The following is a 12020-nucleotide window of genomic DNA, read 5'->3' on the forward strand; positions in this document are numbered from 1 at the left end:
TGCGGGAACGCGAAGGCGCGTTCGCGGCCTACGCCGACGAGGACGTCGAGCTGGTCGGCTTCACCACCTGCGGCGGCTGCCCGGGCGGCAACATCGAATACGCGCCCGACGAAATGAAGCGCAACGGCGCCGAGGTCGTGCACCTGGCCACGGGATTCCTGGTGGGCTACCCGCCCTGCCCGCACCTGGAGCACTTCGTGGAAATGATCCCGCGGAAGTTCGGCCTGAAGGTGGTCGTGGGCACGCATCCGATCCCGGAGAAGTACCGGCGGGACCACGCGGCGCTCGGGACGTGGGAGGGGGAGGCCTGGCCCGTGCTGCTCGCCCCGACTCTGGCGGACGAAGCGACCCGGCTGGCGTACGACTAGGTCCGTTGCGGTCCGCCGCCGCGGCCGAGCTCGTCGACGATCTCGTAGTGCGCGCCGAGAAGGGGCATGGGAGCTCCGATGTGGGGGCCGGGGTCGGGAAGGAACCGGGACAGGATACCGCACGGGGCGGGGGGCGGCAACGGGCCGCAGGGTCCGCGGGTGGGCTAGGGGATCCGCGCCAAAGCCGGTGTGCCGGGATCGACCCGGTTGCGCACCTCGCCACCCTCCAGCACAGCCAACGCCGTCTCCGCCGCCTTCCGCCGCATCTCCGCGTACGCCTCGTCGCACCAGAAGGCGAAGTGCGGCGTCACCACCAGCCGGTCGCCCAGCCACTCGGCGTCGTCGCTCCAGTCCCGCAGCAGGGGGTGGGTGCGGTCCGGCGGCTCCACGGGCAGCACGTCCACGCCGGCGGCCTTCAGGTGGCCGCTCTTCAGCGCCGCGTGCAGGGCGTCGAGATCGACGATGGCCCCGCGCGCCGTGTTCACCAGGATGGCGCCGGGCTTCAGCGCGGCGAAGAAGGCCGCGTCGCCCAGGCCGCGCGTCTCGTCGGTGAGCGGCGTGTGGATCGACACGAAGTCGGACCGGGCCAGCAGCTCCTGCCGCGTCGCGCAGCGCTCCACGCCCAGGGCCTTGTCCATGCCGTCCGGCAGGTAGGGATCGTGGAACACCACGCGCAGGCCGAAGGCCTTCGCCCGCAGCGCCACTGCGGTGCCGATGCGCCCCAGCCCGATGATGCCCAGCGTGGCCCCGGCCAGGCGTTTCTGGCGCCCGGCCACGTGCCAGTGGTGGTGCTCGTTGCCGGTGCGCAGCCGGTTCGAGGCGGCGGTGACGCCGCGCGCCAGGGACAGCAGCAGCGCCATGGCGTGGTCGGCCACGTCGCCGGTGCCGTAGTCGGGCACGTTGCACACGGGGATGCCCGCAGCGGCGGCCGCGGACAGGTCGACGTTGTCGTAGCCCACGCCCACGCGCACGATCACGCGGCAGTTCACCAGCCGTGCGATCACTTCGGGGGTGAAGCGCAGCTCGTGCCAGGCCAGCACCGCGTCGGCGGCCGCCCAGGTGGCGTCGTCGATCTGGTCGGCCGCGGTGGCCTCGCACAGCACGAGGTCGGCGCGGTCGCCGAAGACCGCGGCCTCGACGTCGGCGGGCGGCGCCAGCCGGTCGGGAATCAGGACGTTCCAGCGCAAGCGAACACCTCCGCCCCGAACGCATACACCGCGGCGCGGCTCGCCTCGTAGAGCAGCGAGCAGTCGGCCTGCCAGGCGAAGAAGCGCACGCCCAGCTGCGCGTAGGTGCGCACGTGGTCGGTGCCCTGCACCAGGCAGCCCGCCGCGACGCCGGCGTCGCGCACGCGGCCCACCGCGTCGGCGATGGCGCGCGTCACGTCCGGGTGGTCGATGTGGCCGGGATGGCCCGCCGACTGGCTCAGGTCGTAGATGCCCAGGTACACCACGTCGACGCCGGGCACGGCCAGGATCTCGTCGAGGTTCGCGATGCCCTCGACGCCCTCGACCAGCAGCGTCACCAGCACGCGCCCGTTCTCGCGGGCGGCCAGGTCGTGGTTGCCGTGGGCCGTGTAGCCGGCGCTGCGCGTGTAGGGCGACAGGCCGCGGGTGCCCTCGGGGTGGTACTTGCAGGCGCGCACGGCGGCGCGGGCCTCGGCGGCGGTGGTGATCTGGGGGATCACCACGCCGTGGGCGCCGGTCTCCAGTGCGCGCAGGATGGCGCTCTCGTCCAGCCGGGGCACGCGGATCAGGGCGTGGCGCTGCTCGCTCTCGGCGGCGCGCACCATGTCCTCGGCCTCGGTGTAGCCGCACGGGCCGTGCTCCATGTCGATGATCACGAAGTCGAAGCCGGCGGCCGTGATCACGTTCACGGCGCCCGCGCCCGGCAGCACGCACCAGGTGCCGAGCACCGGTTCGCCGGCCTTGATCCGCCGCTTCAGGACGTTCTCGCCTCTCATGTGGTCACCTTGTCGTAGGGCGTCGAGTCGGCGGTGAACCCCTTGTCCACCAGCCAATGCTCCACCACCGGGATCTGCCACGCGTAGTCGATGTCGAAGCCGAAGTCGTTCTCCAGGGCCCAGCTCCTGTGGCCCATCCAGCGGAAGGGCAGCGGGCCGTCCCAGATGTTCGCCAGGCAACGGCCGCGCAGCACCTGCACCGAGAGGTCGAGGAACCAGCAGTCGCCCTCGCCGCCGCGGATCGACGACATGGTGTTCGTGTCGCCGAACGCCTCGAGCGGCACGTAGGGCTCGATCAGGTTCCCGTCGCCGATCCGCCGCGCCCGCAGCGGCGCGAACATGTTGTACCTGCACGCCGTGAAGGCCGAATCGAGCGCGGGCTCGGCCAGCAGCCGTTCGATGCCCTCGTCGATCTTGCCCACCGCGATGGTGGGGCTGTTGGCGAACAGCAGCACCACGATCTCGGGCTCCTCGCCGATCCGCGCCGTGATCTCGTGGTACGCGTGTTCGAGGGCGTCTTCGGTGAGGGCCTCGGGGGTGGCCAGCGACGCGGGCCGCTCGATCCACTCGGCGCCGTACTGCGCGCCCACCGCCGCGATGTGCGGCGAGTCGGTCGACGTGAAGTGGCGCGTCACGTGGCGGCTGTTGGCCGCGGCCAGGAACGCGTACTCGCACATGGGCCGCCCCAGCAGCGGCCGCACGTTCTTGCCCGGGCAGCCCATGCTCCGGTCCTTGCCGATGACGAGGGAGACGATCATGCGGGGCATCCTTCCGGGATCAGGAGGGCGGCCAGGTTCGCCAGGGCCGGCCATTCGGGTGCGGTCGAGGCGTAGCCCCAACTCGCCCACAGGCAGCGGGCGCCGGTGGCGGCCACGTCGGCCAGGTGCAGGGGGTGGTCGTCGACGAAGGTCACGGCCTTCGGCTGCACGCCGCGCCGTCCGGCCAGTTCGCGCACGCCGCCGGCCTTGCTCACGAAGCGCTCGCAGGTGTGCAGGTGGTCGTCGGCCAGGGCCAGGTGCCACACGTCGTTGAAGTGGCGCACCGAGGCCAGGTCCTTGGTGGTGACGAGGTGCACCTCGCGGGCGTCGCACAGCTCGTCCCAGCTCGCGGCGGCCTCGGCGTAGTGGCGGTGCAGGGCGGTCCAGGCGGCCGGATCGGCGCTGCGCAGGGCCGTGCGCACGATGAAGAAGACGGGCTGGAAGGCGATCACGTCGGCCGCGCGCAGCCGGACGGCCTCGGCGAAGGTGGCGGGGCTCGGGTCGTCGTCGCGGGTGCGCAGCCAGTGCAGCAGGGTCTCGTACTCGCCGGCGCCGCGCACCAGGTGGCGGTGCACCCGGAAGCGGGCCACCAGGTCGGGATCGAGCTCGTCGGGCCGGCGCACCAGGGTGGTGCGGCCGCGCAGGCGGGCGTGGGCGTTCACCGCCGAGACGAGGCACTCGTCCAGGCTGTCGCAGATCACACCGTCGAAGTCGAGGGCCAGCAGGGGTCTCACGTCAGGGCCTCCACCGGTTCGGGGGTCGCGCACCAGCACGTCTCCATGAGGGCGACCATGTCGATCACCCGCTGGCTGTAGCCCCACTCGTTGTCGTACCAGACGACCACCTTGCAGCCGCCGGCGCGGTTGGCGCGGGTCCAGCGCGAGTCGACCACCAGGCTCTGCTCGATGCCCAGGTAGTCCTGGGAGACGAGGGGCTCGGTGCCGAAGCCCATCACGCGGGGCTGCGAGGCGGCGGCCGTGCCGAGGACGGCGTTGATGTCCTCGGCATTCGGGGCGCCGCGCAGGGTGAGGGTCATGTCCGAGGTCGAGACGATGGCCGTGGGGATGCGGAACGAGATGGCGTCCAGCTCGCTCGTCAGGTGGGGCAGCACCTGGCGCACGGCACCCATGGCCGTCGTGTTCTTGGGGATCAGGTTGGTGGTGCTGGCGCGGCCGAGGCCGAAGTCGTTCCAGAAGTGGCCCGGGCTGGCGATGGAACGCACGCTGCCGTCGCTCAGGTTCTGGTAGCTGAGCCAGGGGTGCAGGGTGGTCACGTAGCCGTGCTCCACGCCGAAGGCGTCGTCGAGCTGCTTGAGCACGGGCGCGATGGCGTTGGCGTCGCAGATGCTGGTGGCCACCAGGTGGTCGGTGGCGTCGTCGTAGTCGGCCTCGTTCACGCCGAAGACGACGGTGCGGTCGACCCCGTTGCCGGGCGCGTTGGTGAAGACGACCTTGCGCACCCGCCCGGTGTCGACCAGGCCGGCGGCGCTGTAGCGGTTCTGGGTCACGCCCGTGGCGTCGATCACCACGTCGACGCCGTAGTCCTCCCACGGCACCCGCGCGATGTCGCCCTGGTTGTGGAAGGCGACCGACTTCCCGTCGATCCACACCTTGTGCGAGTCGGGCCGCGCCTCGACCCGGCCGCCGAAGCGCCCGTACACCGAGTCGTACTTCAGCAGGTAGGCCAGGTTCTCCACGTTGGGGTCGAGATCGTTCACCACGACGATCTCGCAGCGCGGGTCCTGCGCGTTGATGCGGAAGACGGCGCGTCCGATGCGCCCGAAGCCGTTGAGGCCCACCCTAAGCATGGAGCAGCTCCTTCTGTTCGCGGGTCGTGTCGGCCCGGCCGGAGGCCAGGAGGTCCAGCAGGGCGTCGGCGGCGGCGCCGCTGGCGTCGGCCTGCCCGTGGCAGGCGGCGCTGAAGGCCGCCCGCTGGTCGCCGTCGACGGCGGGAATCCAGTTGCGCTCGAGATCGTCGAGGGTCGCGGCCAGGGCCGCGGCGTCGGGCAGGTTCTTCACCAGGCCCAGGTCCTCGTAGATGGAGACCGCCCGGCCGTCGGGCGCGCGGCGGAACTCGAGCACGGGCCGGTCGGCGCGGTAGCGGTAGTACTCGACCACGGGCGTGCCCACGCTCAGGGCGTCGAGCACTCCCGACGAGAACATGCTGACCACCAGATCGACCATCCCGGACAGCTGCTGCAGGGGCCGATGCGTGAGCCGCACGTTGGCCCCGCCGAGGGCGCGCACCTGGGCGGCGACCTCGTCCGGATCCTGGCGCGGGTGCGGCTTGATGAGGAAGGCGGTGTCGGGCCGGCGGCGCGTCTCGGCCAGGAACGAGCCCATCAGGTCGCGGTAGTCGCCCTCGGACTGGTACAGCCAGTGCGGGCCGCGGATGACGAACAGCACGCTGCGGGCGTGGGTGGCCACGAGGGTCTGGGCCCCGGCGCCGGCGAGATCGGGGTCGTCCTGCTGGGCGGCGATCCACCACGCGTCGTAGCGCGGCACGCCGCCCGTGTGGACCGCCGCGGCGCGGGCCACGGCGCGGTAGAAGGGCACCATGTGGGGCGATCCGGCCAGGACCAGGTCGCAGGGCAGGTAGTCGGCGCGCAGGTCGCGGCCCACGTCGGCCGTGATCGAGTCGAAGTAGGCGTGCACGCGCGCCTCGCCGTCGCCGGCGCGGGTCAGCAGGGCGGTGCCGCTGGGGAAGACCACCACGCGGGCCTGCGGGCAACGGGCGCGCAGGTCGCGGCTGAGGTCGTCGTCCGGGTCGTCGGTCTTCAGGAGTAGGCCCACGTCGGCCCAGCGCACATGGGCGGCGAGGTCGTCCGCGCCGAGCAGCACGGCCGAGACCGCGCCGGCCAGCCGTTCGCGCAGGAACGTCGCCGCGGCCAGCTTCTGCTGCAGTTGCCCCTCGACCACGCAGGCGACCACACGCAGCGCGGGGGCCTTCTCCTTCAGGCGCTCGAGCACGGGCAGCAGCCAGTCGATCTCGCCGAGGGACGAGCGGAAGAGGACCAGCACGTCGCGGGGAGTGGCCTCGGCGGCCGCCAACGGCAGCAGCGCCGGCTCGCCCTCGCGCCCGATGTCCGTCAGCGGCAGGTACTCGCTCATCTTCCGCGACACGCACACCTGGCAGAGGGTGCCCCTCAGCTTCTTGTCCAGGTGGCGGCGGCGCAGCTCCCGGAACGCGGCGCTGTGCCACGCCTCGGCCAGCGGCGTCGTGTTCAGGTCGGCGGTGATCAGGTTGTTTTCGTAGTCGACGCAGCACGCGGTGAGGTAGCCCTCGCAGGTCACGTGCACGCGGTCGAAGACCATGGCGCAGGGCAGGGGGGCCAGGGTGCCGTTGGTGGGCCCGACGGCCTCGGTCTCGTCGAAAAAGGCCAGGTCGTCGACCACGCCCGCCAGGGCGGCGCGCAGGGCGTCCTGCTCGTGGCGGTTGGCCGGGGTCAGGATGCAGGTCACGAGCAGCTTGGGCCCACGGCCGAGCTCGCGCCGGCGCCGGGCGATGAGCTGCACCATGGCGATCACGTGGTCGAAGCAGTCCTGGCCGTGCACCTGGGCGTAGGTCGGGGCGGTGCCGGCGTTGATGCTGAACTTGATGCTGTCCAGGCCGACCTCGAAGAGGCGCTCGACCTTGTCGGCGTCGAGCAGGGCGCCGTTGGTGGAGAAGTAGGTGTAGGCGTAGCCGATCTGCTTGGCCAGGCCCACGTAGTCCAGCAGGTGGCGGTTGGCCAGGGGCTCGCCCGTGGTGGCGAAGCCGACCTCGCGGGCGCCGAGGGCGAAGGCGTCGCGCAGCACCCGGGTCGTGAAGGCCGGATCCATCGTGCGCCGCTGCCGCGCCATGGCCGGGTTGTAGCAGAACGCGCAGGTGTGGTTGCACGCGTTGCTCAGCTCGAGCATCAGCGACCGGGGAAAGGGCGGTGCCGGATCCAGATGCGCGGTGTGCGCCTGGTCGGCGAGCCGTTCGGCCAGGTAGCCGGGCTGGTTGCCGGACTCCTGGTCGGACGGATGGCCGGACGAATGGCCGGACGAATGGCCGGGCCGGTCCACGTTCGGGGTCCCGTCGTTGCGGGCTTCGGGCATGGAGAGCTCCTTTCGCGGGCGCACGCCCGCCGGTGATCCGGACCGGAACTGCAAGCCCTTTGCCAGCCTGCGGCCTTCGAATCGCCCTTTTGGAGCCGATGTCAGGAGGTCCCGTAGTCGGAATCTGGCCGCCGGGCCCGGATTCTGGGCAGCGGGGGCCGGAAAACGGCCGCCAACCGCCCCGCAACGGCCCCTGCGCGGCCCCGGGCGGTGGCGCGCCCCTTGCAGGATTCCCGCACGACAACTTCGCGCCCGCGGGACGGATCCGGCCGTCCCGGGGGCCCGTGCGCCGTCCGGAACGGGAGGGGCCATGGCCACCGTCCTCGTCCTCGTCGACCATCCGAACCTGGACATCCTGATGCTGCCCGTCGTCGCCGAGCTGCGCGATCGCGGCCACCGCACCGAGGTGCTGGTGACGGGCTTCGGCGTGGGCGACCGCCTCGAGGCCGCCGGTTGCCCCTTCACCACGGACGAGACCGCGGTCGACCGCTTCCTCGCCGCGACGGGACCCCGCCTCTTCCTCAACGGCGCCGACCTGGTGCCCGACCACCAGCGCGGCATCGAGATCGACGCCCGCTGCCGCGACGCCGGCGTGCCGACCCTCACCCTCGAACACGCCCCCTTCGCCGTCGACTGGGACGCGCCGTTTCCCGACAACTGGCGCTACGCCGCCGACGTCATGGCCATGGTCGGCGCCGACGACGTGCGCCACTACCGCGAGCTCGGCGTGCCCGACGCGCGCATGGCGCTCACGGGCCTGCCCCAGCACGACAGCCTCTTTCGCCTGAAGGCGCGCCGGGACGCGGCGCCGCCCCGCGCGGGCGTGGCCCTCTTCGGCCGCAGCCACAGCTTCGCCGGCCCCACCAGCGCCGAGGGCATCGCCCCGGACACCTGGGCCGAGACCCTGCGCGACCTGGTCGAGGTCATCGCCGCGGCGTTCCCCGACGATCCGGTGCGCATCAAGCCCCATCCGGCCGAGCCCTACCACGACACCGAGCGGCTCTACTTCCGGGCCATGCCCTTCCGTCTGCGCGACCGCCTCAGTCTCCTGCGCTCGCGCCACGCCAACGAGGATCTCTTCCTGGCGTCGCGCTGCGTGATCACGTTCTCGGCGAGCGTCATGCTCGAGGCCGCACTGGTGGGGGTGCCGGTCGTCTTCTTCGACCATCTGGGCCGCGGCGAGGCCTGGCGCCGGGACATGCACGCGGCCGGCATCGTGGTCGCCGACGTCACGGTGGACGACTTCGCCTCGGGGCTGGTGGCGGTGATCGAGGAGGTGGCCGCGCGCGTGGCGCACCCGCCCGTGCTGCCGGACGACTTCATCGCCAGGTACGCGCACCGCTTCGACGGGGGCAGCGCGGGCCGGGTCTGCGACCTGATCGAGCGGATGCTCGCGGGGGCGCCGGTGCCGCTGGGCGCGGCCGGGGGCGGCGGCACCTAGCGTTCACCCCGGTGGCTGGCCGATTCACCGCTCCCCGTCTAATGTGATCCCGCGTCCGGACCGGGCCCCTGGCCCGACGCCCCACGCGCACCCGGACTGCGCATCACTCACGGCCCCCGCCGTCGGAGTCCCCATGTCCCCGATCTCCGGATCACCCGACTCGCAACCCGACTGGGCCGGCCGCCGCGCCGCCCTGCTCGACGCCGTGCGCCGCGACGTGGCCCGCAACGCCGACGTCCTCGGCCGCCCCGAGCTCTCGCCCGCCGTCGAGGCCGCCCTGCTCGCGGTCCGGCGGCACGAGTACGTTCCCCGCGAACTGCGGCCCAACGCCTACGCCAACCGCGCCCTGCCCATCGGCCACGGCCAGACCATCAGCCAGCCCACCATCGTCGCCCTGATGACCGACCTGCTCGGCCTCGCGCCGGACGACGTCGTGCTCGAGGTGGGCACGGGGTCGGGCTACCAGGCCGCCGTGCTGGCGAAGGTGGTGAGCGAGGGCCGCGTGCTCACCGGCGAGATCGTGCCGGAGCTCGCCCGCGCCGCGACCGAACGCCTGCACCGCCTCGGCTACGGGAACATCACCGTACGCACGGGCGACGGGTACGCGGGCTGGGAAGAGATGGCGCCGTTCGCCGGCATCATGGTCACGGCCGCGGCGCCGCGGATCCCGCAGCCGCTGCTCGACCAGCTCGCGCCGGGCGGCCGCCTCGTGATGCCCGTGGGTGGCCGCGAGGAGACCCAGTGGCTGACGGTGGCGGAGAAGGACCCGGACGGGATGGTGTCGCGCCGCGCGCTGCTGCCGGTGCGCTTCGTGCCGCTGACCGGCGCGGGCGACGCCGATTCGGTCGACCGCTGAGAAAAAATCCCGCCCTCGCGTCACGCTTTCCGCCCGCCCGCCATACCCCTCCCTGTACGACGGGGCGAACGGCCCCCGCCCGGCCGCACCCGCACGACGCGCGGCCGACCCACCCGGAACGAGAGGGACATCCCATCATGAAGACAGGAACCAAGCTCACCGTCCTGGCTCTGGCGGCCGTGGCCATCCTGGCCCTGACCGGCTGCTCCGACGACGACGACCCCGCCACGCCGCAGATGACGGGCAAAACCTTCACCGTCACCGTGGCCAACATCTCCACCGTGTTCGACCACTTCGGCAGCGGCGCCTTCACCACCCCCGTGGGGGCGGCCGGTCCCGCGCCCATCTTCCCCGGCGAGGCCTACGAGATGAGCTTCGGCGCCGCGCCCGGACACCGGCTCAGCTTCGCCACCATGATGGTGCAGTCGAACGATCTCTTCTACGCCCCGGACGGCAACGGCATCGCGCTGTACAACGGCACCACGCCCGTGACCGGCGACGTCACCGCACAGCTCATGCTGTGGGATGCGGGCACCGAGGCGAACGAGGAGCCCGGGCTGGGGGCGAACCAGGCTCCGCGCCAGGCCGGTGCCGACACCGGTCCGGCCGACGGCGACACCACCGTGCGGCTCGTGAACGACGGCTACACCTACCCGGCCGTGGCCGACGTCATCGAAGCCACGCTGACCTACGACGGCGGCGGCATGTTCACCCTGCGGATCGAGAACGTCTCGGACAGCTCGACGCTGATGCCGTCGAGCGGGCCGAGCCTGCCGGTGCCCCTGGCGCCGGGCGTCTTCGTGGTGCACGCGACGGCCGATCCGCTGTTCACCGCGGGCATGGCCGACGCCGGCCTGGGCCTCGAAGCCATCGCCGAGGACGGCGATCCGGCGGCCCTGGCGGCGGTGCTGGCCGCGAACAGCGGCCTGGTCTCGCCCCTGGCGCCCGTGGCGTGGGCCGTGCACGCGGCCGGGATGCCGATCTTCACCGCGGGCCTGGCCGATGCCGGCCTGGGCCTCGAGCACGCGGCCGAGGACGGCGATCCCGCCATGCTGGTGGCGTCGCTCGCCGGACTGCCCCTCGTCGCGGCCTCCGGTGCGGCGGCCGTGCCGGTGGGCGCGGGGGCGGCCGGTCCGGCCTTCCCGGGCAACATGTACACGTTCACCTTCGACGCCGAGCCGGGCGACTTCCTGAGCTTCGCCTCCATGCTCGGCCAGACGAACGACCTCTTCTTCGGCTTCGGCGAGGCGGGCCTGGCGCTGTTCGACGCCAACGACCGGCCCGTCACCGGCGACGTGTCGGCGCAGGTGATGCTGTGGGACGCCGGCACCGAGGCGAACCAGTGGCCGGGCGCCGGTGCCGATCAGGCGCCGCGGCAGGCGGCGCCGGACACCGGGGCCGACGACCCGACGAACATGGTCCGGCTCGTGAACGACGGCTTTCCCTACCCGGCGACCGGCACCATGGTGCAGGTGATGATCACCGCCGAGTAGGCGCCCGAAGCCGGCAAGACGAAGCGGCCTGCCCGGTGGATCGGGCAGGCCGCTTTCCGTGGCGGGTCGTCGCGTCGGATCAGGCCGGCGCCGTGTCCCCGGCCTCGTTCTCGTCGTCCTCGTCCGTGCCGAGCCGCCGCGCCCCCAGCAGCGCCACTCCCGCCGCGAACAGCGGCCCGATGAAGAGCACGATCACCGTCATGCGGCCCATGCGCGTGGGGTCGCCGGCGAAGACGGCCGCCAGGCCGAAGAGGCGGAAGAAGAAGACGGACGCGCCGAGCAGCAGCACCCCCACCACCCGCGGCCAGCGCGGCGCCAGCAGGGCCGCGAGGAAGAAGGGCACGCAGAGCAGGCTCTGCATGAGGCTCGCGCCGAGATTCCCTTCACCCGAGAGCAGACAGAAGCCCAGCCAGGCGCCGCCGATCCCGTTCAGCATGGTCACCGAGGTGCGCACGCGGCCCCAGTAGCCGTAGAGCGAACTGCAGAACCAGGTGAACCACATGACCGCGAGCGCGCCCTCGAGCAGGCCGCTCGGGAAGGCGACCGTGGCCTCCGACGCGCGCAGCCAGACGTAGAGCAGGAACACGAAGAGTCCGCCCGCGAGGTAGGCGTGGTAGCCGGCGCGGCGCGCGGCTTCGAGCTGGGCCTCGTCCTTGTCGCGCAGCCAGCCGAGTTCGCGCAGGATGCCGGGCGCGAACATGGATACGGCGGCGATGGCCAGGAAGGCCCAGTCGACGGCGGCCAGGAAGAATCCGGCCAGCACGCCGACCGTGGCGACGATGGTGGCGCGGGTCGGCTGACGCGGGATGCCGGCGTTGCGGAGGATCATCGCTCGTCTCCTTCGGCGAGGGAGAACAGGGTCTCCACGCTGACGCCCAGGACCGCGGCCAGCCGCAGGGCCAGGCCGACGGTGGGGCTGTACTTCCCCTTCTCGATGGACAGGATGGTCTGGCGGGTCACGCCGACGCGGTCGGCGAGGTCCTGCTGGGTCATGCCGTCCGCGAGGAGGCGGTGCTGCCTGAGGGTGTTGGTGACGTCGTGCTTCGGTTTCATGTCGGC

General features: G+C 72.5%; 12 protein-coding genes. 4 read left to right on the forward strand and 8 right to left on the reverse strand.

Annotated elements, in window-relative coordinates:
* Positions 1-368: CGGC domain-containing protein (locus tag KDM41_14615; protein MCB1184659.1), on the forward strand; the 368-nt coding region annotated here is incomplete at its 5' end.
* A gap of 164 nt (positions 369-532) precedes the next feature.
* On the opposite strand, the gene KDM41_14620 is transcribed toward KDM41_14615, so the two are convergent.
* The 6 genes from KDM41_14620 to KDM41_14645 are packed head-to-tail and all read right to left on the reverse strand — an operon-like array spanning position 533 to position 7171.
* A complete protein-coding gene (locus tag KDM41_14620; protein MCB1184660.1) occupies positions 533-1555 on the reverse strand; it encodes a C-terminal binding protein in 1023 nt (340 codons plus the stop codon).
* Complete coding sequence (locus tag KDM41_14625; GenBank protein ID MCB1184661.1) at positions 1537-2331, reverse strand: aldolase; 795 nt, start codon at positions 2329-2331, stop codon at positions 1537-1539. The genes KDM41_14620 and KDM41_14625 overlap by 19 nt, the downstream gene beginning before the upstream one ends.
* Positions 2328-3089, reverse strand: coding sequence for a cytidylyltransferase (locus KDM41_14630; GenBank protein ID MCB1184662.1), 762 nt, complete (start codon positions 3087-3089; stop codon positions 2328-2330). Before KDM41_14630 ends, KDM41_14625 begins: the two co-directional genes overlap by 4 nt.
* Positions 3086-3823, reverse strand: coding sequence for a hypothetical protein (locus KDM41_14635; GenBank protein ID MCB1184663.1), 738 nt, complete (start codon positions 3821-3823; stop codon positions 3086-3088). The genes KDM41_14630 and KDM41_14635 overlap by 4 nt, the downstream gene beginning before the upstream one ends.
* A complete protein-coding gene (locus tag KDM41_14640) occupies positions 3820-4896 on the reverse strand; it encodes an aldehyde dehydrogenase (protein ID MCB1184664.1) in 1077 nt (358 codons plus the stop codon). Before KDM41_14640 ends, KDM41_14635 begins: the two co-directional genes overlap by 4 nt.
* Positions 4889-7171, reverse strand: coding sequence for a radical SAM protein (locus KDM41_14645; protein MCB1184665.1), 2283 nt, complete (start codon positions 7169-7171; stop codon positions 4889-4891). Before KDM41_14645 ends, KDM41_14640 begins: the two co-directional genes overlap by 8 nt.
* Before the next feature lie 310 nt (positions 7172-7481).
* Between KDM41_14645 and KDM41_14650 the strand changes: the two genes are divergently transcribed.
* The 3 genes from KDM41_14650 (at position 7482) to KDM41_14660 (ending at position 10961) form a co-directional block, all read left to right on the forward strand.
* A complete protein-coding gene (locus tag KDM41_14650; protein ID MCB1184666.1) occupies positions 7482-8612 on the forward strand; it encodes a hypothetical protein in 1131 nt (376 codons plus the stop codon).
* Between the two features lie 133 nt (positions 8613-8745).
* Positions 8746-9468 carry a protein-L-isoaspartate(D-aspartate) O-methyltransferase gene (locus tag KDM41_14655; GenBank protein ID MCB1184667.1) on the forward strand — a complete coding sequence of 241 codons (723 nt, stop codon included), beginning with the start codon at positions 8746-8748 and terminating at the stop codon, positions 9466-9468.
* A gap of 137 nt (positions 9469-9605) precedes the next feature.
* The gene (locus KDM41_14660) at positions 9606-10961 is read left to right on the forward strand and encodes a spondin domain-containing protein (GenBank protein MCB1184668.1); all 1356 of its coding nucleotides are present in this window, start codon (positions 9606-9608) and stop codon (positions 10959-10961) included.
* A gap of 79 nt (positions 10962-11040) precedes the next feature.
* On the opposite strand, the gene KDM41_14665 is transcribed toward KDM41_14660, so the two are convergent.
* The gene (locus KDM41_14665; protein MCB1184669.1) at positions 11041-11790 is read right to left on the reverse strand and encodes a hypothetical protein; all 750 of its coding nucleotides are present in this window, start codon (positions 11788-11790) and stop codon (positions 11041-11043) included.
* On the reverse strand, positions 11787-12014 hold the full coding sequence (locus tag KDM41_14670; protein MCB1184670.1) for a helix-turn-helix transcriptional regulator: 228 nt from the start codon (positions 12012-12014) through the stop codon (positions 11787-11789). Before KDM41_14670 ends, KDM41_14665 begins: the two co-directional genes overlap by 4 nt.
* Positions 12015-12020 lie beyond the last annotated feature (6 nt).

This window comes from bacterium, assembly GCA_020440705.1.
GTDB lineage: Bacteria > Krumholzibacteriota > Krumholzibacteriia > LZORAL124-64-63 > LZORAL124-64-63 > JAGRNP01.

Excerpts from the sequence above, each read along its gene's own strand:
- KDM41_14650 (MCB1184666.1), top strand. The coding sequence starts at position 7,482 with ATGGCCACCGTCCTCGTCCTCGTCGACCATCCGAACCTGGACATCCTG.
- KDM41_14630 (MCB1184662.1), bottom strand. The coding sequence starts at position 3,089 with ATGATCGTCTCCCTCGTCATCGGCAAGGACCGGAGCATGGGCTGCCCG.
- KDM41_14660 (MCB1184668.1), top strand. The coding sequence starts at position 9,606 with ATGAAGACAGGAACCAAGCTCACCGTCCTGGCTCTGGCGGCCGTGGCC.
- KDM41_14640 (MCB1184664.1), bottom strand. The coding sequence starts at position 4,896 with ATGCTTAGGGTGGGCCTCAACGGCTTCGGGCGCATCGGACGCGCCGTC.
- KDM41_14665 (MCB1184669.1), bottom strand. The coding sequence starts at position 11,790 with ATGATCCTCCGCAACGCCGGCATCCCGCGTCAGCCGACCCGCGCCACC.
- KDM41_14670 (MCB1184670.1), bottom strand. The coding sequence starts at position 12,014 with ATGAAACCGAAGCACGACGTCACCAACACCCTCAGGCAGCACCGCCTC.
- KDM41_14645 (MCB1184665.1), bottom strand. The coding sequence starts at position 7,171 with ATGCCCGAAGCCCGCAACGACGGGACCCCGAACGTGGACCGGCCCGGC.
- KDM41_14625 (MCB1184661.1), bottom strand. The coding sequence starts at position 2,331 with ATGAGAGGCGAGAACGTCCTGAAGCGGCGGATCAAGGCCGGCGAACCG.
- KDM41_14655 (MCB1184667.1), top strand. The coding sequence starts at position 8,746 with ATGTCCCCGATCTCCGGATCACCCGACTCGCAACCCGACTGGGCCGGC.